We start from the raw sequence: 21,997 nt of genomic DNA on the forward strand, positions 1-21,997 counted from the left end.
GATGCATGCGGAACTCGACGACGACGACCTCGTCCGCTTCGACGCGCAAGGCGGCACGCCGCTGCCGGCGGCCGACGCGCAAGGATGGCTCGAACACGACGGCGCGCGCATCTGGCACGCGTCGTTCGGCCACGGCCCGCCGGTCGTGCTGCTGCACGGCGGCCTCGGCCACGGCGGCAACTGGGGCAACCAGGTGCCGGCGCTGCTCGCGGCCGGCTACCGCGCGATCGTGATCGACAGCCGCGGCCACGGCCGCAGCACGCGCGACGCGCAACCCTATTCCTACGAACGCATGGCGTCGGACGTGCTCGCGGTGCTCGATGCGCTGCACGTCGACCGTGCGCGTTTCGTCGGCTGGAGCGACGGCGCGTGCATCGCGCTCGTGCTGGCCGATCGCGCGCCGGAGCGTGCGGCCGGCGTGTTCTTCTTCGCATGCAACATGGACCCGGGCGGCACGAAGGAGATCGTGCCGGGCCCGCTGCTCGATCGCTGCTTCGCGCGGCATCGCAAGGACTATGCGGCGCTTTCAGCGACACCGGGCGAGTTCGATGCATTCGTCGCGGCCGTCAGCGAAATGATGCGCACGCAACCGGATTACAGCGCGGAGGATCTCGCGGCGATCGCCGTGCCGGTCACGATCGTGCTGGGCGAGCACGACGAATTCATCCAGCCCGAGCATGCGGCGTACCTGGCGCGCACGATCCCGGGCGCGACGCTGACGATCCTGCCCGGCGTGAGCCATTTCGCGCCGCTGCAGCGGCCCGCGCGGTTCAACGCGGCGATGCTGGCGTTTCTGGACCGGTTGCCGGGGTGACGCGCTGGAGCCGTCGTGTTGTCGGTGCCGTGACTCGTTTGTACGGCAACGTCACCGACGTGTCGCGTTCGTGGCAGTGCACGCGACGGTGCCGTTCGACGTTCCCCGCAAACCATCGAGCACGCCGCGCCGGCGGCAGCGGTCATCCATTCCTTCGCCAAGCCCATAAGTTTTTCTTTAGGCTCGATCAACATAACGTCGATTGTTGACGGACGGCTTACAGCGGATAGTCCTGCTTCGGCAGGCCGGCCGCTGCGATTTCCGCATGGCGCGACCGGATCTGTTGTCCACGCAACCATCAGAAATCGAAGGAACCGCAACCATGCGATTCAACGCGACACGCTTCGCCGCGACCCTGCTCGTCGCCGCGTGCGCCACCGCCACGGCCGTCCGCGCGGGCGCCGCCACCCCGGACGACCTCCACGACACCGTGACCCGCCACATCGCGCCGCTGATGAAGCAGTACGCGATTCCCGGCATGGCGGTCGGCATCGTCGCCGACGGCAAGCCCTACGTGTTCGACTACGGCGTGATGTCGACGCAAACCGGCAAGCCCGTCACCGGCGACACGCTGTTCGAAATCGGCTCCGTGAGCAAGACGCTTACCGCGACGCTTGCGGCCGACGCGCAGGAGGGCGGTGAACTGTCGCTGGCCGACCCGGTCGGCAAGTACCTGCCCGCCCTGCAAGGCAAGCCGTTTGGTGTCGTGACGCTGCGCGATCTCGGTACGCACACGTCCGGCGGCATGCCGGTGCAGGTGCCGGACAGCATCCGCGACGACGCGGGGCTGATCCGTTATCTCGACGCGTGGCGGCCCGCGCATGCGCCGGGTACGTACCGGACGTATTCGAACGTGTCGGTCGGCATGCTCGGGTGGCTCACCGCGAAGGCGATGCACAAGGATTTCGCGGTGCTGATGGAGCAGCGGCTCTTTCCCGCGCTCGGCATGACGCACACGTACATCAACGTGCCGGAAGCACGTCAGGCCGACTACGCCCAGGGCTATACGCAGGACGGCAAGCCGATCCGGATGACGGGCGGCATGCTGTGGCAGCCGGCCTACGGCGTGCGGACCACGGCGGCCGACCTGCTGCGCTTCGTGCAGGCGAACATGGGGCTGATCGAAACCGCGCCGCGCCTGCAGCGCGCGCTCGAACGCACTCACACCGGCTATTTCCGCGCGGGGCCGCTGACGCAGGACCTGATCTGGGAACAGTATCCGTATCCGGTCGCGCTGCCGACGCTGCTCGAAGGCAACTCGATGAAGATGCTGCGCGACGGGTTGCCGGCCTCCGCGATCAAGCCGCCGCTCGCGCCGAGCGCGAATACGTGGATCAACAAGACGGGCTCGACCAACGGCTTCAGCACCTATGTCGCGTTCGTCCCGTCGAAGCGGATCGCGATCGTGATGCTCGCGAACCGCAGCTTTCCGAACGAAGACCGCGTGAAGGCCGCGTACGGGATTCTCGGGGCGCTCGACGGCCGGCGGTAACGTTTCCGCCGGCACGCCGGTCGTGCCGCACGGCCGGCGTGCCGAGCTGCCGGGAAGGCGACCGATGCGGTCGCGACGAACCCGGACGAACGATTGCGCACGGCGGCGATGCAGCGCGGCTGGCGGATCGTCGACCTGTCGTGCAATGCTGCATCGATCGCGCCCGCTCGCCACTCATTCGGGCGGCTGCTCGTCGTACGCGACGAAGATCTTCCGCGTGCGTTCGACGACTTCCCACGTGCCGCGGAAACCCGGCGGAATCACGAAACGATGGCCGGCACGCAGGGTCTTCCGGTTGCCTTCGAGGTCGGTGATCACCGACGTACCTTCGAGGATCTCGCAGTATTCCGCTTCGGTGTACGCGACGTGCCAGCAGCCGGGCGTGCTTTCCCAGATGCCGGTCGAGAAGCGGCCGCACGGACTCGCGAAGCCGGGTGTGAGCGTGTGCAGCGGATCGCCGGAAATCAGTTTCTCGGGCGATACGCGGTACTGCGTCGGCTCGCCGCCCGGGGCGAACGCGTCGGTGATGGAGGAAACGTCGATCATGATGAGCATGCTTCGTCGGGGTGGATGGATCGGGTGCGCGCGCGGCGCGCCCGTGCGAGGCGATCGCGATGCGTGGCCTCGCGTCCGACATCATCGCAGATCGACGGGCCTGTGCGGTCAGCGGCCGGATCGGGCGCCGGGGAATCCCGGCCCGAAGCAGCGCCGCGCGATCGCGCAGGCGCGACGAACGCTTATGATGGGCGATCGACGCGGTCACGCGAACGCGACACACGAGGAGATCCGGTTGAGCATCACATGGGACGGCATCACGGGCGCCGACGTGCTCGTCAACGCGCAGGTCGCGACCCGGCACGCGCTGGCCGACGCGGCCAGGAACGGCGACTGGGCGACGATGCTCGCGCTCGTCGCGAAGGAGCGTGCGCTCGTCAACGCGACCCGGCTCGGCGGCACGTCGCTTCGTGCGCCGCTGCATCAGGCCGCCTGCGGCGGCGCACCGAAGGCGGTCGTCGCCGAACTGTTGCGGCTCGGTGCGTGGCGCATGCTGCGCGACGCCCACGGCGAACGCCCGGTCGATATCGCCGGGCGGCGCGGGCATCGGCATCTGGTCGACCTGCTGGCGCCGCAGCCGCGACGCTTCGTGCCCGGCGTCACGCTGCTCGCCATCCAGCGCCATTTCCACGCGATGATGCTCGGCCGCATCGCACATTTGCGCGTCGACGCGCTGCGCCTGCCCGAACTCGAACCGCTACTCGAACTCGACGCGCAGGCCGAACGCATGTGGTTCGCGGTGCCGGGCATGTATGGCGGATTCGGCTATGCGCTGCACACCGACGGCGATGCGGCGATGCTCGTGTCCGAGAGCTGGAGCCGCGTGGCCGGCGGCTCGGGCCAGCGGCACGAAATCACCGCGGACGGCTGCACGCTGGTCGACGAGGGATTCGTCTGACGCGGCCGATCATCCCGTTGCGCTCAAAACTGTTTTCGCGACGCCGCCCTTCCTCGCGCAACGCCGGCCGCCGATACTGCGACGCACGACATTTCGCGAGACGTCTGCCGTACCGACTGTCTCGCTTTCGGAGCAGCAGATGAAAGGCATCAGGATATTCGTGACGGGCGCGAGCGGCTACATCGGCGGCTCGGTGGCCGCGCGGCTCGTTTCGGCAGGGCACGTCGTCACCGGCTTGACGCGCGACGGCGACAACGCCGCGAAACTCGCGGCGGCCGGCATCATGCCGGTCGTCGGCACACTCGACGACTCGGCGCTGCTGCACGCGTTCGCGCGCGACGCTGACTGCGTCGTCAACGCGGCGAGCAGCGATCATCGCGAGGCCGTCGAGGCGATCATCGCCGCGCTGAGCGGCTCGGGCAAGACGTTCGTGCATACGAGCGGCACCAGCGTGATCGCGGACGACGCACAGGGCGCGCATGGCGCTGCCCCCGTATTCGACGAGACGACGCCCGTCGTCAAGCCCGCGAAGGCCGAGCGCCGCGCGATCGACCGGCTCGTGATGTCGTCGGCAAACCTCGGCATCCGTTCGGCCGTGATCTGCAACAGCATGATCTACGGCGACGGCCTCGGCATCCGCCGCGACAGCGCGCAGCTGCCGCTGCTTGCGGCGATCGCGCGCGATGCCGGCGCGGTGCGCGTGATCGGCAAGGGGCTGAACCGCTGGTCGAACGTGCACGTCGCCGATGTCGCCGATCTGTATCTGCGCGCGATCGATGCCGCGCCGCCCGGTGCGTTCTACTTCGCGGAAAACGGCGAAGCGTCGTTCGCGGAAATCGGCCATGCGCTCGGCGAGCGGCTCGGCTTGCCGTCCATCGTCGAATGGGACATCGCGGATGCGGCGCGGGCGCTCGGCCATTCGCGCGCGCATTACTCGCTTGCGTCGAACAGCCGCGTGAAGGCACTGCGCGCGCGGCAGGAACTCGGGTGGGCGCCGACGCACGGCGCGATGCTCGACTGGATTCGCGACGAGATGCCCGTCGCGGCCTGACACGGCGTTGCCTTGTCTGACGAAAAGCGCGCCCGCCCGGGCGCGTTTGCGTATGCGGCCTCCCGCTTCGTGCCGGATTGTTCGGACAATAGTCGCCGCGAATCATTGAATCGAAATCAACTGTGATTCGCGCGCGCGCCGGCTTATCAAAGCGGCGCGGCGGCACTATCGTGGCGGTTTCTGAAACTGCCGAAGACTGCCGACCATGAAGACGACCCTGGACGAGATGCTCGCGTTCGTGACCATCGCCGATACCGGTTCGCTGACGGGTGCGGCCGACAAGCTGCATCAACCGACCTCGGTGATGAGCCGGATCCTGCGGCGCCTCGAGGAGAAGCTCGACACGACGCTGATCCGCCGCACGACGCGCCGCCTCGAATTGACCGACGAGGGCAAGCTTTTTCTCGACTACGCGCGCGACATCATCGCGTCGGTCGAGTTTGCCGAGGAACAGATCGTCAGCCAGCGCGAGACGCCGTCCGGGCGCTTGCGGATCAACGCGGCGATGCCGTTCATGCAGCACGTGATCGCGCCGATGATGCCCGGCTTCCGCGAAGCCTATCCGGCGATCACGGCCGAACTCCATACGAGCGACGAGATCATCGACCTGCTCGAACAGCGCACCGACGTGGCGATCCGGATCGGCGAGCTGCGCGATTCGACGCTGCATGCGCGCCGGCTCGGCAGCAGCCGGCTGCGCATCCTGGCGAGCCCGGCTTACCTGGAGAAAGCCGGCGTGCCGACGAGCGTCGCCGATCTCGCGAACCATGCGCTGCTCGGCTTCGTGCAGCCGGAAACGCTGAACCACTGGCCGTTGCGCAGCGCCGACGGCGGCGTGTACCGGATTCATCCGGCGCTGCAGGCGTCGAGCGGCGAGACGCTGCTGACGCTCGCGCTCAGTGGTGCCGGCATCGTGTGCCTGGCCGACTACATGACGGGCACGCATCGCCGCGACGGCAGCCTCGTCGAGCTGCTCGTCGACGATACCGTCGAGTTCCGCCAGCCGATTCACGCGGTGTTCTATCGCAACGCGACGTTGTCGTCGCGCATCGTCAGTTTTCTCGACTACTTGAGCGCGCAGTTGAAGGAAGGCGGCGACATCGACTGAGCCGGTGCCGCACGCAGCTGGCCACGCGACATGCAAAAGGGCGGCGGGTTCGAATCACATCGAACCAGCCGCCCTTTGCGTATCGACCGATGCGCGGCAGCGGTCGAACCTGAACCGCGCGCCTACTGCCCCAGCGCAGTCATCAGCCTGACCCGGCCGAGCATTTCCTCGGTGCGCGCCTGCGCGAGCGAATCCTCGGCCGCGAGCAGCGAACGCTGCACCTCCAGCGTATCGATGAACGCCGATTCGCCGCTGCGCCACGACCGGTTGATCTGCGTATAGGCGCCGCGCGCGTTCGACACCGCGCGTTCGAGGCGCTCGGTCCGGCTGTGATCGCGGGCGGTGGCGGCAATCGATGTCTCGACGTCGCCGACGGCCGTCAGCACCGTCGAGCGATACGCGGCGACCGCCTGTGCGGCCTGCGCGCGGCGCAACGCGACGACGCTGCGCCGGCGCCCGCCGTCGAACAGCGGCGCGCTCGCGCCGGCGCCGGCCATCCATGCGAGCGAACGCGCGAGCGTCGCGCCCGAGAAGCCGTCGATCGCCGCACCGATCACGCCGATCAGTTGCAGGTGCGGCTTCAGGTCGGCCTCCGCCACGCCGATCCGTGCATAGGCGGCGACGACGCGCGCCTCGGCCGCACGCACGTCGGGCCGGCGGCGCAGCAAGTCGGCCGGCGTGCCGACGCCCGGCGCGGCGGCTGTCCACACCGGTTCCGGCGCGGGCGGATCGACGCGCGCGTAGATGGCCTGCGGCGTGGATGCGGTGATGATCGACAGCCGGTGGATCGCGGCCTGCCGCTGAAGTTGCAGCGCGGGCAGCTCGGCCAGCGTCGTTTCCGTCTGCGCGGCGGCGCGGTCCACGTCGGCCACCGGCACGACGCCCGCGTCGAACAGGCGCCGCGTCGATTCCTCGGTGCTGCGCTGGCTCGACGCGTTGGCCTCGACCAGCGCGAGCCGCTGCTCGAGCCCGCGCACCGTCACGTAGGTGCGCACGGTTTCGTCGATCGTTGCGATCCGCACGGCCGCCGCATCGTTCTGCGCGGACGCGATATCCGCGTCGGCGGCCGACACGCCCTGGCGGATGCGCCCGAAGATGTCGATTTCCCACGCGAGGCTCGCATTCAGGTCGAACGCGTTGCCGGTCGTCGGCGTATCGGTCGGGAATGCCTGCGAGGCGGAGAGCCGCTGGCGGCCGGCGCCCGCGTTCAGGTCGACCGAAGGGAACCACTGCGACGCCGTGCCGATCCGCACCGCGCGCGCCGCGTCGATGCGTGCGACGGCAGCCTGCAGGTCGAGGTTGTTCGCGAGCGCCGTGTCGACCAGCCGGTCGAGGATCGGGTCGTGGAAAGCGTGCCACCACGCGCCGGTATCGGCGGCCGGGCCGCCGGCCGCGAGATCCGCGTTCGCATAGGTCGCGGCCAGCGGCGGCGTGACGGTGGCGACCGGCGCGCTCGTGCACGCGGTCAGGACGGCCGCCGCGGACAGCGCGGCCACGAGTCGAACGAACTTCATTGCACCACCTCCGTCGCGACGGTCGCGACAGCGGCCTTGCGCAACGCGAGCCGGCGAACCATCACATAGAACACGGGCGTAAACAGCAGCCCGAAGAACGTCACGCCGATCATCCCGAAGAACACGGCCGCGCCGACCGCCTGGCGCATTTCCGCGCCGGCGCCTTCGGAGATCACGAGCGGCAGCACGCCGAGGATGAACGCGAGCGACGTCATCACGATCGGGCGCAGCCGCTGCACGCAGGCTTCGACGACGGCCTCGACGAGTTCGGTGCCGTCGGCCTCCAGCTGCCGCGCGACCTCGACGATCAGGATCGCGTTCTTCGCGGCCAGCCCGACCAGCACGATGAAGCCGATCTGCGTGAGGATGTTCACGTCCTGGCCGAGCGCGCGCACGCCGAGCGATGCGGCGAGCAGGCACATCGGCACGATCAGCAGGATCGACACGGGCAGACTCCAGCTGCCGTACTGCGCGGCGAGCACCAGGTAGACGAGCAGCACGCACAGCGGGAACACGAGCAGCCCCGTGTTGCCGGCCGTGGTCTGCTGATACGACAGATCGGTCCATTCGAACGAAATGCCGGGCGGCAGCACCTGTTTCGCGAGCGATTCCATCGTCTTGATCGCGAAGCCGGAACCGAGGCCCGGTGCCGTATCGCCGTTGATCTCGGTGGCCGGATACAGGTTGTAGCGCGGCGCGCGATCGACGCCGAGCGTGTCGTCGATGCGCGTGACGCTGCCGATCGGCACCATCTCGCCGTCGCGGTTGCGCACCTTCAGCCGCGCGAGATCGGAAGCGCCGACGCGGAACGGCAGGTCGGCCTGCGCGGTCACGCGATAGGTGCGCCCGACGATGTTGAAGTCGTTGATGTAGGTCGAGCCGAAATACGTCTCGACCGCGTCGTTGATGGCGTGGCTCGGCACGCCGAGCATTTCGGCCTTCTCGCGGTCGAGCTCGACATGCACCTGCGGGCTCGTCGCGGAGTAGGGCGTATAGACGCCGACCATGCCTGGCGTGCGGTTCGCGGCCGCCACCAGATCCTGCGTCGCCTTCGCGAGCGCGGCGGTGCCGAGGCCGTTGCGGTCTTCGAGCCGCATCGCGAAACCGCCCGTGCTGCCGAGGCCCTGCACCGGCGGCGGCATCGCGACGACGATCGACGCCTCGGTGACGGCCGCGAGCCGCTTGCGCATCTCGGCGGCAATCGTGTCGATCGTCAGGCCGCGCGCCTTGCGTTCGGGCCAGGGCTCGAACACCGGGAACAGGCCGGCGCTGTTTGCCGAGTTCGTGCCGGTCGCCGCGTTCACGCCGGAGAACACCGGCACGCGCGCGACACCGGGCACCGACAGCGCGATGTCCTCGATCTTGCGCGCGACCGCGCTCGTGCGTTCGAGCGTCGCGCCGTCGGGCATCCGCACGAGCACGACGAGGTAGCCGCGGTCCTGCGCGGGAATGAAGCCCTTCGGGCTCGACACGAGCAGGTAGCCGGTCGCGGCGATCAGCACCACGTACAGCACGCCCATCGCCGGGATGATCCGCACGACCTTCCTGACGAGCCGGCCATACGCATCGGACAGCCGCTGGAACACGCGGTTGAACGCGTTCGAGAAGCGCCGCGCGACGCGCATCGCCGGCGCGAACGGCGCGGCCCGGCGCGACGCCGGTGCAGGTACATCATGATCGCCGGTGTGCGCTTTCAGCATCATCGCGGAGAGTGCGGGCGCGAGCGTTACCGACGTGAAGAACGAGATCGCGGTCGACACGGCGATCGTCACGCCGAACTGGCGGAAGAACTGGCCCGAGATGCCCGGAATGAACGAGGTCGGCACGAACACCGCGCACAGCACGAGCGTGATCGCGAACAGCGCGCCGCCCACCTCCTTCATCGTCAGCAGCGTCGCGTCGCGCGGCCCGGCACCGGCCGACAGGTGCCGCTCGACGTTCTCGACCACGACGATCGCGTTGTCGACGACGATCCCCACCGCGAGCACGAGGCCGAACAGCGTCAGGTTGTTGATCGAGTAGCCGAGCGCGGCCATCGCTGCGAACGTGCCGACGAGCGACACCGGAATCGACAGGATCGGGATGATCGACGGCCGCCAGCCCTGCAGGAACAGCAGCACGACGAACACGACGAGCACGACGGCTTCGTAGATGGTCTTGACGAGTTCGTGGATGCTGTCGCCGATGAAGGCGGTCGGGTTGTAGCCGATGTTGTAGACGATGCCCTTCGGGAAGTCCCTGGCCAGTTCGGCCATCTTCTTCTCGACCGCATCCATCGTCGCGACCGCGTTCGCGCCGGGCTGCTGCAGCACCTGCAACGCGATCGTCGGGTGGCGCAGCATGTAGCTGTCGGTCGCATACGCGAGTGCGCCGACTTCGACGCGCGCGACATCCTTCAGCCGCACGAGCCGCCCGTCCTTGCCCTGCTTGACGACGATGTCGCTGAAATCCTCGGGGCGCTTGAGCCGCCCTTCGAAGATCAGGTTCGGCTGGAACGCCTGGTTCGTGATCGGCGCCTGCGCGACCACGCCGCCCGCGAGCTGCGTGTTCTGCGCCCGTACCGCGGCGATCAGGTCGCCGGGGCTCAGGCCGAACGACGCCACGCGCTCGGGATCGAGCCAGATGCGCATCGAGTATTCGCGTGCGCCGAGCGGGTTGATGTCGCCGACGCCCTCGATCCGCTTCAGCACGTCCGCGACGTTGCGGATCGCGTAGTTCGACACGTACAGCGGATCGTAGCGCTGGTCCGGCGAGTACAGGAAGATCGTGCCGAGCTGCGTCGGCGACGACTTGCGCACCGACACGCCGCTGCGCTGCACGGGCTCCGGCAGGCGCGGCGTCGCGAGCGCGACGCGGTTCTGCACGAGCACCTGCGCCTTGTCGACGTCGGTGCCGGGCTTGAACGTCACGGTGATGTTCAGGCTGCCGTCGGACGTCGCCTGGCTGTACAGGTACAGCATGTCTTCCACGCCGTTCACTTCGAGTTCGATCGGCGTCGACACCGTTTGCGACACCGTTTCCGCGGACGCGCCCGGATAGGTCGCCTGGATCACGACGGTTGGCGGCGCGATGTCCGGATACTCGGACACCGCGAGCGAGAAATAGGCTAGCGCACCGGCGATGGTCAGCACGATGGACAGGACGATCGCGAGCACCGGTTGCTGGACGGACAGACGGCCGAGGTTCATTGCGCGCTCCCGGTCGTGCCGCTCGCCGCGCGGGCCAACGTGGCGGCTTCGATCGCGCGCGGCACGACCTTGACCTTGTCGCCGGCCTGCACGCGCTGGAAGCCGTCGACGATCACGCGGTCGCCCGCGTTCAGCCCCGCGTCGATTTCGCGCAGGTTGCCGTACAGGCGGCCGGGCGTCACCGGGCGGATCGCGACGGTGCCGTTCGCGTCGACGAAATACAGCACGCGGCGCGTCGCATCGGTCGCGACGGCCGCATCCGGCACGAGCAGCGCGTGATGCGCGACGCGGCTCGACAGATAAACGCGGCCGAACTGGCCGGGGCTCAGGCGCCGGTCCGGATTCGCGACGCGCGCGCGTTGCCGCAGCGTGCCGGTCGAGTCGTCGAGGCGGTTGTCGACGAAATCCATCGTGCCCGTCAGCGACGGCTGCGCATCGCCCGGCAGCGCGATCGCGACCTGCCGCGACGACGCGCTGCCGCCGCTTTTTTGCGCCTCGCGCGTATAGCGCAGGTAGCTTGCCTCGTCGACATCGAAGTAGATGTCGATCGGGTCCTGCGACACGATCGTCGTCAGCACGGTCGCGTCGCTGTCGCCGCCTTTCACGAGGTTGCCCTCGCTGACGCGCTTGCGGCTGATACGGCCGGACATCGGCGCGACGATGCGCGTGAACGACAGGTCGAGCCGCGCGCGTTCGAGCGCACCTTGCGCGCTCGTCACCTCGGCCTGCGCACTTTGCACGGCCTGCCTGCGCTGGTCGTAGAGGCTCTGCGCGATCGTGTCGGTCCTGATCAGGATGCTGGCGCGTTCGAAATCCTGCCGGCTCAGCTTCAGTTGCGACTGCGCGCGTTCGAGCGTGCCTTGCGCGGCCGTGACGGCCGCTTGATACGGGCGCGGGTCGATGACGAACAGCAGGTCGCCCTTGCGGACGGTCGCGCCGTCCTGGAACGCGACCTTGTCGAGATAACCGCTCACGCGCGGGCGCACGTCGACGGTGTCGACCGCTTCGAAGCGGCCCGTATAGACGTCGACGTCGTTGACGTCGCGCGCGACGGGCGCGCTGACGATCACGTTCGGCGTCGCGGCCGGCGCCTTGTCGTCCGACCGGCAGCCGGACAACGCGACGAGCGCGGCCAGTGGAATGGCGGCCAGCACGGCCGGTCGCGCGATGCGCTTCAATCCTGGATATCGGTTCATACGTGTGCGAAATATCGAGTGGGGCGCCTCGCGCCGGATGGTGCGCAGTATCCGGCGCGGCGCGCGGCGGATAAACGGATGAAGCGGCATAAGAACTTGTACTGCGCAGTCACGAATCGCTGCGTGCGGTGACGACGTGCGAGCCGGTTCGGCGGGGCAGCGCGAGGGCGAGGAGTGAAGCGACGACGCGCGGCCCGAATGCCTGTTCAGGCGATTCGGGCCGGCCATGCGGAAGGGTGGACGAGCGGTGGCGCGTATCGGGAGGCGGGCGCTCCTGCGCGTCGGCGCGGCTCAATGACCGCGATAGATCGAGTCGCGGCCGTTGACCGTCGTCACGCGGCCGGATTCGCCGGCGGTGCGCGCTTCGCTGCCGTAACCGGACGTCGCGGCGGCCGGTGCGGTGCCCGGCGCATTGTGTGCGACGGCGTTTTCACGCACGCGCTTTTCGGCGGCGAGGATCGCGACCGGATACTGGTTGTGATCCTGCGCCGGGGTGTAGCCGACCGCCGCGAGGCGGGCCATTTCGGCCTTCACTTCGGCGCGGGTCGGTTGATGGTCGGCCTGCTGCGCGAACGACAGCGCCGGTGCGGAAAGGATCAGTGCGGCAAGCGTGGAAGAAATCAGCGTTTTCATCATGGGTACCTGTCGGGTTGAGTGAACCGCAACCACGTCGATGTCGTTGCGAGTGCAGTCAATATAGGTATCGCGGCGCCAGGGAAAAACGGCTGCCGGCCCAAATGATTTTTGATCTGGAATCACGAATCGGGTGTGAATTCGGTCGAAAGCCTTGCCGGTCGGGCGTCCTGCCGGAACGGGGTATCGGGGCGGGGCATCGAGGCAGGCCTTGAAACGGCCATTCAGACCTCCTGGGACTCAAGTGTGTCGAATTCCGTCTTGGACAGACTTAACCGACGTACCTAGACTGAACCCGCTTTCCCTCATTCCCTGGAGAAAATCATGAGTCTCAAAGACAAGCTGCCCGGTAACAAGATCCTTGGTTTCGGTACGGCCCCGCTCGGCAACATGTTCCGCAACATCCCCGATGCGGAAGCCGCAGCCACCGTCGAAGCGGCATGGCAACACGGCATTCGTTATTTCGATTCGGCTCCGTTCTATGGCGCGGGCCTGGCGGAAATCCGCCTCGGCGATGCGCTGGCGAACCACCCGCGCGACGAATATGTCCTGAGCACCAAGGTCGGCCGCGTGATCCTCGACGAAATCGAAGACGTGTCGGCGCGCGATCTCGGCGAAAAGGGCGGCCTGTTCGAACACGGCCGGCCGAACCGCATCGTCAACGACTACACGGCAGACGCGACGCTGCGTTCGATCGAGGACAGCCTGAAGCGCCTGCGCACCGACCGCCTCGACATCGTCTGGGTGCACGACATCGCGCAGGACTTCTACGGCGACGAATGGCTCGCGCAGTTCGAAGTGGCGCGCAAGGGCGCGTTCCGCGTGCTGGGCAAGCTGCGCGAAGAAGGCGTGATCAAGGCATGGGGCCTCGGCGTGAACCGCGTCGAGCCGATCGAACTGGTGCTGGACCTGGCCGAACCGCAACCGGACGGCATGCTGCTGGCCGGCCGCTACACGCTGCTCGACCACGAGCGCGCGCTGCAACGCGTGATGCCGGCGGCTGCCGCGCAGAACGTCGGGATCGTCGTCGGCGGCCCGTACAGCTCGGGCGTGCTCGCGGGCGGCACGCACTTCGAATACCAGAAGGCTTCGCCGGACATCCTCGCGAAGGTCGAGCGGATCAAGGCGATCGCCACGCGCTACGACGTGCCGATCAAGGCCGCCGCGCTGCAGTTCTCGATGTCGCATCCGGCCACCGTCGCGGTGATTCCGGGCGCGAGCCGCCCGGAGCGGATCGCGGAAGACCAGGCAGCGCTGAACGTGGTGATCCCGGCCGACTTCTGGCGCGAAATGCGTGAGCAAGGTCTGATCGCGGCCAACGCGCCGCTGCCGGCCGATCGTTGATCCTGACGTCAATCCTGAAAGGTGATGACATGGCACAGGCCAATGCAAGCATCGAACTCCCGGCTGCGGCCGGGACGATCTGGCAACTGATCGGCGGCTTCGGGTCGCTGCCCGACTGGCTGTCGTACATTCCGGCCAGCGAACTGAGCGAAGGCGGACGCGTGCGGCGTCTCGCGAACCCGGCCGGCGAGGCGATCGTCGAGCGGCTGGTCGCGTTCGACGAAGCGCAACGCAGCTACACTTACGCGATCCTCGAAGCGCCGTTCCCGGTCGTGAACTATCGCTCCACGCTGCGCGTGCACGAAAACGGCCCGAACGCGTCGACCGTCGAGTGGTCGGGCACGTTCACGCCGCACGGCGCGACCGACGACGACACCGTCAGGCTGTTCCGCGGGATCTACGAAGACGGCCTCGCGGAACTGGCGAAGCGGTTCGCGGCGGCCTGACGGCAGCGCAACTCGGCGCATTGCGTCGCGTTGCATCGCGTGAGCAGGAGCCTGGCGATATCGGGCTTCGTCAGCGCCTTCGTCGCGGGTTCAGGCTCGTAGCGAAGGCGTTGGCATGTTTGCTTCGCATGCGCGAGCGCACCGATGTGCAGGCCCCCCGGCTATCCGCAGCGTTACTTTCCGGCCACCGCGACGACTTCTTCGCCGGTCAGGATTTCGCGGAAGATGCCGACCAGCGGCCGCAGGTTGACCTTGTGCCACGCGGCCCACAGCGGCGTGCGGTAACTGAACCACGGCAGCTCGCGCAGCACGACGCCTTCCGGCACCTGGTGACGCAGGCTCTGCTGGATCATCGTCACGCCGAGCCCGGCGGCGACGAGGCCGAGCGCCGCGAGCGGCTCGGTCGCTTCCACCGAAATGTCCGGTGAAAAGCCGGCTTTCGCGCACGCCGCGACGAATGCGCCGTGACGCGGCGCGCTTTCGTGCTGCGTCACGCCGATCCACGCCTGCGCGGCGAGATCGTCGGCGACGAGCGTCTTCTTCTTCGCGAGCGGGTGCCCGTCGGGCATCGCGAGCAGCGTCGGATCGTTCAGCACCCTCATCGAATCGAGTTCGGGGTCGTCGGGTGCAGGCGGCTCGGTGACGAGCGCGATGTCGAGGCTGCGTTCGCGCAAGCCTTCGAGCTGCGCGGCAGATTGATAGTTGTACAGAGCGATGTGAACGGACGGGCGATCGGCGCGCAGCGTCTTCAGCGCGCGCGGCAGCACGCCCGAGTGCGTGGCCGTTTCGAGGTAGCCGATGCACAGGCCGCCTTCGTCGCCGCGGCCGAGCCGGCGCGCGAGCGATTCGAGCCGGTTCGCGTGACGCAGGAACGCGTGCGTTTCGCTGAGAAACGTGCGGCCGTCACGCGTCAGACGAATGCGCTGCTGGCTGCGTTCGAACAGCGTCAGCCCGAGCTTTTCCTCGAGCTGCGCGATCTGGCGGCTGAGCGGCGATTGCGAAATGTGCAGGCGTTCGGCCGCGCGACCGACGTGTTCCTCTTCCGCGACCGCGATGAAATACTGAAGCTGGCGGATGTCGAGCATATAAGACCTATTGGGACTCAAGTTTGACGAATTATGTCTTGGACAGACTTATGTGTGCAACCTAGACTGGGTTCACTTTCCTGTCAGACCCGGAGCAACTGATGAGTCTCAAAGACACGCTGCCGGCGGACAACCGGCTCGGTTTCGGCGCGGCGCCGCTCGGCAACATGTTCCGCGACATTCCCGACGCTGAAGCGATCGCCACCGTCGAAGCCGCGTGGGCGCGCGGTATCCGCTACTTCGATACCGCGCCGTCTTACGGCGCCGGCCTGGCCGAATCACGCCTCGGCGATGCGCTCGCCGCCCATCGCCGTGACGACTACGTCATCAGCACGAAGGTCGGCCGCCTCGTGCTCGACGAAATGGAAGACGCGAAGACGCGCGACTACGGCGAAAAGAGCGGGATCTTCGCGCATGGCCGCGCGAACCGGCTGGTGAGCGACTACTCGGCCGACGCGACGCTGCGCTCGATCGAGGACAGCCTGAAGCGCCTGCGCACCGACTGCCTCGACATCGTCTGGGTGCACGACATCGCGCAGGACTTCTACGGCGACGAATGGCTCGCGCAGTTCGAAGTGGCGCGCAAGGGCGCGTTCCGCGTGCTGGGCAAGCTGCGCGAAGAAGGCGTGATCAAGGCATGGGGTCTCGGCGTGAATCGCGTCGAGCCGATCGAACGGGTGCTGGACCTGGCCGAACCGCAACCGGACGGGATGCTGCTGGCCGGCCGCTACACGCTGCTCGACCACGAACGCGCGCTGCAGCGCGTGATGCCGGCGGCGGCGGCCCGCAACGTCGGGATCGTCGTCGGCGGCCCGTATAGCTCGGGCGTGCTCGTCGGCGGCACGCACTTCGAATATCAGAAGGCGCCGCCCGACATCGTCGCGAAAGTCGAGCGCATCCGCGCGATCGCGGCGCGCTACGACGTGCCGGTCAAGGTGGCCGCGCTGCAGTTCGTGCTCGCGCATCCGGCGACGGCCGCGGTGATTCCGGGCGCGAGCCGGCCCGAGCGGATCGCGGAAGATTCAGCGGCACTGACGTTCGATATCCCCGCCGATTTCTGGCGCGAGATGCGCGAGCAGCAGCTCGTCGCGGCCGATGCGCCGCTGCCGATCGATCGCTGAGCGCCGGGCGGCGCGCTGATCGATCGGGTAATGGCCGCGTATCCGGGCAAGTGCGTGGCGGGCAAGTGCGTGGCGGTCAAGACGTTCGGGCAGGCCGTGCCCGATGGCGACGTCCGCGTCGCAGCCGCTGTCGATGATCGGCGATGCGTTCTGCGCGGATTTGCGCGATGCGTTTGCGAGGATGCGGGAGAAGGGCGCCGCATGATTCGGCGGGCAGGGGAATACGACAGCGACAGCAAGCGCGCCGGGTGCCGTCCGGCACCGCGGCGCGCGATCGTTCAGGCGACGGCCGTGTCGGCCGCATCGACTGTCGCGGGCGCTGCCGCCGCCGCGCCCGCCAGCCGCCGATAACGCGCGAGTGCCCACAGCGGGAAGTACGCGGTATAGCCGTGATACTTCAGGTAGAAGATGCGCGGGAAGCCGGGTGCGTTGTGCGAACGATGCCACCAGAAACCGTCTTCCTGCTGCACCGACTGCAGATACGCGATGCCGCGCTTCACCGAATCGGATTCGCAGTCGCCGAACGCCATCTGCGCGAGCAGCGCCCATGCGGTGAAGTTCGACGTGCTCTCGCCGCCATTGGTGCCGCCCAGCTTCGGGTCGATATAGCTGTCGTTCGTCTCGCCCCAGCCGCCATCCGCATGCTGCCGTGAACGCAGCCATGCGATCGCGCGTGCGATATACGGCTGCGACTTGTCCTCGCCGGCGAGCGCGAGGCCGGCCAGCACGCTCCACGTACCGTAGATGTAGTTCGTGCCCCAGCGGCCCCACCAGCTGCCGTCGGGCTGCTGCGTGCGCTTCACGTATTCGATGCAGCGCGCGAGCGACGCGCGTTCGTCCGCGCGTTTCGTCACGCCGAAGCACAGCAGCACGCGGCCCGACACGTCCTCGGTCGGCGGATCGAGCAGGGCGCCGTGATCGGCGAACGGGATCGCGTTCAGGTACATGCGGTCGCAGTCGGCGTCGAACGCCGCGAAGCCGCCGTTGCGCGATTGCAGCCCGCGCATCCAGTCGAGCGCGCGCGCGACGCGCGGCGCATACGGATTCGTGCCGTCCGCGTTGCGATGCGTGCGGCCGCGGCGATCGAGCATCGCGGTGACGACCGCGGTGTCGTCGATGTCGGGGTAGTACGGGTTCGCGTACTGGAACGCCCATCCGCCCGGCTGGACGTCGGCCGGCGCGTTCTCGATCCAGTCGCCGCGCAGGTCGTTCACCTGGCGTTCGGCCAGCCAGTCGTACGCGCGCGCGATGCGTGCGTCGAGTGCGCGCCGCGCGTCGTCCGGCTCGCCGTCTTCCGGCACCGCCACGCCGCGCGCCTGCTCGAGCGCCATCGTGCTCCACGCGGTATCCCACACCGGCGACAGGCACGGCTGGCAATACATGCTGCCGTCCGGCCGCGTGACCAGCAGCTTTTCCAGCGCGTTCTCGCAATCGCGCCGCAGCGGATGATCGTCCGGGTAGCCGAGCGCCTGCATCATCTGGTAGCTGTACACGATCGGCGGGAAGATCCCGCCGAGCCCGTCCTCGCCGTTCATGCGCTCCGCGCACCACGCTTCGGCGTGGCGGATCGCGCGCTGCCGCAGGCCCTTCGGCATCAGCGGCTCGACATGACGCACCGTGCGGTCGAGCGCGAGGAACAGCTTGCGCATGCCGCGCGCGGGCGGGAAGTACCGGCGTTCTTCATCCGGCGGCGTGACGAACAGCTCGCGGATCGAGACGTTGCGCGGATTGTGGGCGCGCGCCTTCAGCGAGCACAGCACGAGCAGCGGCACCATCGTCGTGCGCGCCCAGTACGCGACCTTGTACATCGAGATCGGCACCCACTTCGGGAACAGCACGAATTCGATCGGCATGAACGGCGCCGCGCGCCACGGCACCTGGCCGAACGTCGCGAGCAGGATGCGCGTAAACACGTTCGAGCGTGCCGCGCCGCCGAGCTTCAGGATCGCGTCGCGCGCGCGGACCATGTGCGGCGCGTGCTCGCTGTCGCCGGCCGCCTTCAGCGCGAAGTACGCCTTCACGCTGCACGACACGTCCGGATCGCCGTCGACGTACAGTGCCCAGCCGCCGTGCGTGTCGAGCCGCTGGTTCGCGCGCAGGTAGCGCGCCATCCGCTTCTGGCGGAGGTCGTCGATCTTGTCCATGAAATGCATCATCAGGATGTATTCCGCGGTGATCGTCGCGTCGGATTCGAGTTCGAAACACCAGCTGCCGTCGGGCTGCTGGAGACGCACGAGGGCGTCGCGTCCACGGGCGATGGCGGTGTCGAGCGCGGACCAGGGGGAGGGGGTGGATTGAGTCATGCGGCGGATCATACCATCCAGCCGGAATGTTTATATCGAGACGCCCGGTGCTAACATCCGCATCATGAAAAAGCACCTCGAACCCGCGCCGCACGATGTGGCCGAGCCTGTCGAACCGGCCGCCGTGGCCGGTGCGCGGGCGCCTGAAGCATCGTCGGTGCCGGCCGTCGCCGCCGTCGGCGTGCGTCGGAAAAAAGCACCGGACCAGGTGCGCGCGCAGCTGCTGGCGGCCGCATCGGAAATCGCGACACATCACGGCGTGGCCGCATTGACGCTCGATGCGGTGGCCGAGCGCGCCGGCGTGACGAAGGGCGCGTTGCAGTATCACTTCGCGAACAAGCAGGGGCTGCTGGATGCGCTGTTCGGTCAGGCGACCGGGCGGTTCGCCGCGCAGATGGCCGAGCGGGTGGCGGCGGATGCCGGCGGCGCCGGTGCGGCGGCGCGGGCCTACATGCACGCGGTGCTCGACGAGTCGCAGCCGGTCGCGAGTACCGATGTGCTGCGCGTGCTCGTCGCGTCGATGATTACCGACCAGGACACGCGCGAACGATGGTCGGTGCCGATGCGGGAATGGACGCGCCCCGACCCGGTGCCGCTCGAGCAGGCCGCGACGCTGATGATCTGCCGGCTCGCCGCCGACGGGCTATGGATTTCGCAGTTGCTCGACAGCGTCGAGATCTCCGCCGAATTGCGCGCGGAGATCGAGCGGCAACTCGACGCGATGAGCCGTGGCGAGTTTCCGAAGGGGCGCGACGGGGCCGCGTGACGCGTGACGCGTGACGCATGCGCCGCGGCGTCAGGCCGCGTTCGCGCGCCGGCCCGGCGGCGCGCTCAGAATTGCGCCTGCAGCGTGACCGCCCTGGCATCGCGCCAGACGGTCAGCGGCACCACGGTGCCCTTGGCGGTCGCATGCACGGCGTCGGCCAGATCGGCCATCGTCTTGAGCGGGCGATCGCCGAACCGGATCAGCACATCGTAGTTCTTCAGGCCGGCGCGATCGGCGACGGTGCCGGGCAGCACACCGAGGATCTGCATCGCGCTGCTGGGGACTTTCATCCCCTCCTGTATCCCTTCGTCCAGCTCGACAAAATGCACGCCGAAGCCCATCGGACGGCCCTTCAGTTCCTCCGGCACCAGACGGCGGTCGTTCGGAATGCCGGCGAGAAAGCGCGACAGGTGCGCGGCCGGAATCCGGATCCTGAAGACCTTGTCGGTCGCGTCGTAGTCCGAGAGGCTGAGCACGAGGTCGGTCCCGCTGATCTCGTAGGTCTTCAAGTAGAGGCGGTCCAGCATGACGAAGACGCCGCCGTTGACGGGCCAGGCCTTGGCGCCATCGGCTGACGTGTTCCAGTATGGGGTGTCGGCGTAGCCGCCGCCGTTCAGCGTCGGAATCACGACCGGGATCTTCGGCTGCCGGTAGTGGGTGCCGTATGTCCCGTAATCGCGCACGGTATTGAAATTCCACTTCTGCGTCGTATGGAACGCGACGGCCAGCCCCAGTACCGAATCGACGCCTTGCGGAGACTGGACGAGCGTCAATTGCGCGTCGACGATGCCCTGGTCGGCCGATAAACCCGAATCGCTGACGGTCAATACCGGGGAATCGTAGCGGGTGTAATCCGGAAAACGCTCGGACAGCCACGTATAAACAGGCGGCGCGGCCTTTTCCTGCGCCCGTGCCGCCTGCGCGGCGAATAACGACATTGCCAGCAGGCCGGCAAATACAAAACCACGTTTCATTTCGGAATGCCCTCTTTTTGGTTTTCTGTTATCTGAATGGAGGTGGCACGGAGCCGCCACGGAATTCCATATCTGTTTTCCGGCAAGGGTATCAGTTTCAAGCCTGCGGGTTGAAGTATGCCGCTTCCAATTCGCTTGCCCGCAATCGGGCCGCTGGTTATTCTGACGCGCATGACCCATTCGCCGATCCGTTCGATTATTTGCGCCGCAATATTGCCGGCGGAGTAGCGATCGACTGAATGGATATCGTCACAACCCGCCTGGAAGGCGGGTTTTTGCTTTCCGGGCATTCGACGGAGAACCTGGAAATGCAGACGAAGTCACTTCACGCGACGGCATCGGACGATGCCGTGTTGCTCCACATGGTATGCGGCAAGATCGCTTCCGGAAAATCGACGCTCGTCGCGCGGCTCGCGAGCGCCGGGCCGGTCGTTGCGATCAGCGAAGACGCGTGGCTCGCGCATCTTTATCCGGGCGAGATCCTGTCGATCGACGACTACGTCCGGTGTGCACGGCGCGTCGGCAACGTGATCGCGGATCAGGCCCGCGCGGTGCTGCAGGCCGGCGTATCGGTGGTGCTGGATGTGCCGTTCAATACCGTCGCCGCGCGCGCATGGGGGCTCGCCGTTTCGCAGGCCGCCGGCTGCGGTCATCGGCTGCATTACCTCGACGTCAGCGATGCCGTTTGCAAGGCGCGGCTGCGCGCGCGCAACGCGCGAGGCGATCATCCGTTCCGGGCATCGGACGCCGAGTTCGACAGGATGACGCGGTACTTCGTCGCGCCGACGGCGACGGAAGGGTTGAACATCGTCGCTTATGACGAAGCCGGCATCGTCAGGCCGGGTTCGTAAGGGAGGCCCGTCGATCGTCCGCCGGGACGGCGCGAAACCGCTCATCGTCGATTGAACCAAACGCGTTCCGGCCGGCGGCGGCGTGCCCTTTGCAGCGCGCCGGAGCCGGAGGAGAATACCCCCCGGAAATCCCTTCGGAGGCTGCCCGACATGGCCCGATTCCAGCCCGACGGATGGCATACCGTCACGCCCCGCATCGTGGTGCCGGATCCGGAACACCTGATCGAATTCATGCGATCGGTGTTTCACGCCCAGGGCGCGTTCCGACCCGGGTTGCCCGCGGAAATCCGGATCGGCGATTCCGTCGTGATGATCAGCGGCGAAGACGGCCTGCGCGATCCGATGCCCGCGTTTCTGTATGTCTATGTCGAGGATACCGACCTGACCTATCGGCGGGCGCTCGCGGCACACGCGGTCCCGCTCGAAGCGCCGGCCGACATGCCGTATGGCGACAGGCGGGCTATGGTGAAAGACCGCTGGGGAAATACATGGCAGATCGCCACGCATCAGCGCGACCTCTCGGTCGACGAGATCCGTTCACGGCTGGCCGACGGTGGTTAGATACCTGTCGGGCGCGTCGAGCGATTCGCGTGCCTCGTGTTCCTCGTGTTCCGCCCGACGCTCGCGGAAAGTGACCCACGCAATCGTTGGTACTGCT

20 protein-coding genes and 1 pseudogene are annotated in these 21,997 nt (G+C 67.7%); 12 read left to right on the forward strand and 9 right to left on the reverse strand.

Annotation, left to right across the window (positions count from 1 at the left end; genetic code table 11):
* The first annotated feature begins 1 nt into the window (after nt 1).
* Nucleotides 2-814, forward strand: a complete 813-nt coding sequence (locus PQB87_RS34630) for an alpha/beta fold hydrolase (RefSeq protein ID WP_489244818.1) — start codon at nt 2-4, stop codon at nt 812-814.
* A gap of 322 nt (nt 815-1,136) precedes the next feature.
* A complete protein-coding gene (ampC, locus tag PQB87_RS34635; RefSeq protein WP_489244819.1) occupies nt 1,137-2,306 on the forward strand; it encodes a class C beta-lactamase in 1,170 nt (389 codons plus the stop codon).
* Between the two features lie 174 nt (nt 2,307-2,480).
* Here the strand turns inward: ampC and PQB87_RS34640 are convergent, their stop codons facing one another.
* Entirely contained in the window at nt 2,481-2,852 is a 372-nt protein-coding gene (locus tag PQB87_RS34640; protein ID WP_021163834.1) for a cupin domain-containing protein, read from the reverse strand.
* Nucleotides 2,853-3,096: 244 nt separating this feature from the next.
* Here PQB87_RS34640 and PQB87_RS34645 point away from each other — a divergent pair, with 244 nt between their 5' ends.
* From PQB87_RS34645 to PQB87_RS34655, 3 genes are all read left to right on the forward strand, one after another.
* Complete coding sequence (locus PQB87_RS34645; protein WP_489244821.1) at nt 3,097-3,759, forward strand: ankyrin repeat domain-containing protein; 663 nt, start codon at nt 3,097-3,099, stop codon at nt 3,757-3,759.
* Nucleotides 3,760-3,898: 139 nt separating this feature from the next.
* The gene (locus PQB87_RS34650) at nt 3,899-4,810 is read left to right on the forward strand and encodes an NAD-dependent epimerase/dehydratase family protein (RefSeq protein ID WP_489244823.1); all 912 of its coding nucleotides are present in this window, start codon (nt 3,899-3,901) and stop codon (nt 4,808-4,810) included.
* A gap of 205 nt (nt 4,811-5,015) precedes the next feature.
* On the forward strand, nt 5,016-5,918 hold the full coding sequence (locus tag PQB87_RS34655) for a LysR substrate-binding domain-containing protein (protein WP_489244824.1): 903 nt from the start codon (nt 5,016-5,018) through the stop codon (nt 5,916-5,918).
* 122 nt (nt 5,919-6,040) lie between these two features.
* On the opposite strand, the gene PQB87_RS34660 is transcribed toward PQB87_RS34655, so the two are convergent.
* From PQB87_RS34660 to PQB87_RS34675, 4 genes are all read right to left on the reverse strand, one after another.
* Entirely contained in the window at nt 6,041-7,432 is a 1,392-nt protein-coding gene (locus tag PQB87_RS34660) for an efflux transporter outer membrane subunit (RefSeq protein ID WP_489244825.1), read from the reverse strand.
* Complete coding sequence (locus tag PQB87_RS34665; protein ID WP_489244827.1) at nt 7,429-10,620, reverse strand: efflux RND transporter permease subunit; 3,192 nt, start codon at nt 10,618-10,620, stop codon at nt 7,429-7,431. Before PQB87_RS34665 ends, PQB87_RS34660 begins: the two co-directional genes overlap by 4 nt.
* The gene (locus PQB87_RS34670; RefSeq protein ID WP_174414583.1) at nt 10,617-11,816 is read right to left on the reverse strand and encodes an efflux RND transporter periplasmic adaptor subunit; all 1,200 of its coding nucleotides are present in this window, start codon (nt 11,814-11,816) and stop codon (nt 10,617-10,619) included. Before PQB87_RS34670 ends, PQB87_RS34665 begins: the two co-directional genes overlap by 4 nt.
* Nucleotides 11,817-12,107: 291 nt before the next feature.
* Nucleotides 12,108-12,452 carry a DUF4148 domain-containing protein gene (locus tag PQB87_RS34675; protein ID WP_174414584.1) on the reverse strand — a complete coding sequence of 115 codons (345 nt, stop codon included), beginning with the start codon at nt 12,450-12,452 and terminating at the stop codon, nt 12,108-12,110.
* 321 nt (nt 12,453-12,773) lie between these two features.
* On the opposite strand from PQB87_RS34675, the gene PQB87_RS34680 reads away from it, so the two are divergent.
* Together PQB87_RS34680 and PQB87_RS34685 are read left to right on the forward strand one after the other, a co-directional pair.
* Complete coding sequence (locus PQB87_RS34680; protein ID WP_489244828.1) at nt 12,774-13,793, forward strand: aldo/keto reductase; 1,020 nt, start codon at nt 12,774-12,776, stop codon at nt 13,791-13,793.
* A 29-nt stretch (nt 13,794-13,822) separates the two neighbouring features.
* Nucleotides 13,823-14,239, forward strand: a complete 417-nt coding sequence (locus tag PQB87_RS34685; protein WP_489244829.1) for an SRPBCC family protein — start codon at nt 13,823-13,825, stop codon at nt 14,237-14,239.
* Between the two features lie 173 nt (nt 14,240-14,412).
* Here PQB87_RS34685 and PQB87_RS34690 read toward each other — a convergent pair whose 3' ends face one another.
* Nucleotides 14,413-15,324, reverse strand: coding sequence for a LysR substrate-binding domain-containing protein (locus tag PQB87_RS34690; RefSeq protein WP_489244830.1), 912 nt, complete (start codon nt 15,322-15,324; stop codon nt 14,413-14,415).
* A 101-nt stretch (nt 15,325-15,425) separates the two neighbouring features.
* Here PQB87_RS34690 and PQB87_RS34695 point away from each other — a divergent pair, with 101 nt between their 5' ends.
* Nucleotides 15,426-16,445, forward strand: a complete 1,020-nt coding sequence (locus PQB87_RS34695) for an aldo/keto reductase (protein WP_489244832.1) — start codon at nt 15,426-15,428, stop codon at nt 16,443-16,445.
* A gap of 6 nt (nt 16,446-16,451) precedes the next feature.
* Nucleotides 16,452-16,650 (forward strand): annotated as a pseudogene (locus tag PQB87_RS34700) (LysR family transcriptional regulator); the annotation flags it as partial.
* 73 nt (nt 16,651-16,723) lie between these two features.
* On the opposite strand, the gene shc reads toward PQB87_RS34700, so the two are convergent.
* The gene (gene shc, locus PQB87_RS34705) at nt 16,724-18,760 is read right to left on the reverse strand and encodes a squalene--hopene cyclase (protein WP_489244834.1); all 2,037 of its coding nucleotides are present in this window, start codon (nt 18,758-18,760) and stop codon (nt 16,724-16,726) included.
* Nucleotides 18,761-18,812: 52 nt separating this feature from the next.
* Here shc and PQB87_RS34710 point away from each other — a divergent pair, with 52 nt between their 5' ends.
* Nucleotides 18,813-19,514, forward strand: a complete 702-nt coding sequence (locus PQB87_RS34710; RefSeq protein WP_489244835.1) for a TetR/AcrR family transcriptional regulator — start codon at nt 18,813-18,815, stop codon at nt 19,512-19,514.
* 65 nt (nt 19,515-19,579) lie between these two features.
* Here PQB87_RS34710 and PQB87_RS34715 read toward each other — a convergent pair whose 3' ends face one another.
* Nucleotides 19,580-20,488 carry a PDZ domain-containing protein gene (locus PQB87_RS34715; RefSeq protein WP_489244837.1) on the reverse strand — a complete coding sequence of 303 codons (909 nt, stop codon included), beginning with the start codon at nt 20,486-20,488 and terminating at the stop codon, nt 19,580-19,582.
* Nucleotides 20,485-20,778, reverse strand: a complete 294-nt coding sequence (locus PQB87_RS34720) for a hypothetical protein (RefSeq protein ID WP_181523008.1) — start codon at nt 20,776-20,778, stop codon at nt 20,485-20,487. Before PQB87_RS34720 ends, PQB87_RS34715 begins: the two co-directional genes overlap by 4 nt.
* A gap of 18 nt (nt 20,779-20,796) precedes the next feature.
* On the opposite strand from PQB87_RS34720, the gene PQB87_RS34725 reads away from it, so the two are divergent.
* On the forward strand, nt 20,797-21,339 hold the full coding sequence (locus PQB87_RS34725) for a P-loop nucleotide/nucleoside kinase family protein (RefSeq protein ID WP_153491323.1): 543 nt from the start codon (nt 20,797-20,799) through the stop codon (nt 21,337-21,339).
* A 150-nt stretch (nt 21,340-21,489) separates the two neighbouring features.
* A complete protein-coding gene (locus PQB87_RS34730; protein ID WP_233345006.1) occupies nt 21,490-21,900 on the forward strand; it encodes a VOC family protein in 411 nt (136 codons plus the stop codon).
* Nucleotides 21,901-21,997: the final 97 nt, after the last annotated feature.

This window comes from Burkholderia sp. KL41 (assembly GCF_057005415.2).

Bases quoted from the DNA above. Each gene is read 5' to 3' on its own strand.
- PQB87_RS34630 (WP_489244818.1), top strand. From the start codon at position 2: ATGCATGCGGAACTCGACGACGACGACCTCGTCCGCTTCGACGCGCAA.
- PQB87_RS34655 (WP_489244824.1), top strand. From the start codon at position 5,016: ATGAAGACGACCCTGGACGAGATGCTCGCGTTCGTGACCATCGCCGAT.
- PQB87_RS34675 (WP_174414584.1), bottom strand. From the start codon at position 12,452: ATGATGAAAACGCTGATTTCTTCCACGCTTGCCGCACTGATCCTTTCC.
- PQB87_RS34730 (WP_233345006.1), top strand. From the start codon at position 21,490: ATGGCCCGATTCCAGCCCGACGGATGGCATACCGTCACGCCCCGCATC.
- PQB87_RS34685 (WP_489244829.1), top strand. From the start codon at position 13,823: ATGGCACAGGCCAATGCAAGCATCGAACTCCCGGCTGCGGCCGGGACG.
- PQB87_RS34670 (WP_174414583.1), bottom strand. From the start codon at position 11,816: ATGAACCGATATCCAGGATTGAAGCGCATCGCGCGACCGGCCGTGCTG.
- PQB87_RS34725 (WP_153491323.1), top strand. From the start codon at position 20,797: ATGCAGACGAAGTCACTTCACGCGACGGCATCGGACGATGCCGTGTTG.
- PQB87_RS34720 (WP_181523008.1), bottom strand. From the start codon at position 20,778: ATGCCCGGAAAGCAAAAACCCGCCTTCCAGGCGGGTTGTGACGATATC.
- PQB87_RS34710 (WP_489244835.1), top strand. From the start codon at position 18,813: ATGAAAAAGCACCTCGAACCCGCGCCGCACGATGTGGCCGAGCCTGTC.
- PQB87_RS34695 (WP_489244832.1), top strand. From the start codon at position 15,426: ATGAGTCTCAAAGACACGCTGCCGGCGGACAACCGGCTCGGTTTCGGC.
- PQB87_RS34665 (WP_489244827.1), bottom strand. From the start codon at position 10,620: ATGAACCTCGGCCGTCTGTCCGTCCAGCAACCGGTGCTCGCGATCGTC.
- PQB87_RS34660 (WP_489244825.1), bottom strand. From the start codon at position 7,432: ATGAAGTTCGTTCGACTCGTGGCCGCGCTGTCCGCGGCGGCCGTCCTG.
- PQB87_RS34640 (WP_021163834.1), bottom strand. From the start codon at position 2,852: ATGATCGACGTTTCCTCCATCACCGACGCGTTCGCCCCGGGCGGCGAG.
- PQB87_RS34690 (WP_489244830.1), bottom strand. From the start codon at position 15,324: ATGCTCGACATCCGCCAGCTTCAGTATTTCATCGCGGTCGCGGAAGAG.
- ampC (WP_489244819.1), top strand. From the start codon at position 1,137: ATGCGATTCAACGCGACACGCTTCGCCGCGACCCTGCTCGTCGCCGCG.
- PQB87_RS34715 (WP_489244837.1), bottom strand. From the start codon at position 20,488: ATGAAACGTGGTTTTGTATTTGCCGGCCTGCTGGCAATGTCGTTATTC.
- PQB87_RS34650 (WP_489244823.1), top strand. From the start codon at position 3,899: ATGAAAGGCATCAGGATATTCGTGACGGGCGCGAGCGGCTACATCGGC.
- PQB87_RS34680 (WP_489244828.1), top strand. From the start codon at position 12,774: ATGAGTCTCAAAGACAAGCTGCCCGGTAACAAGATCCTTGGTTTCGGT.
- shc (WP_489244834.1), bottom strand. From the start codon at position 18,760: ATGATCCGCCGCATGACTCAATCCACCCCCTCCCCCTGGTCCGCGCTC.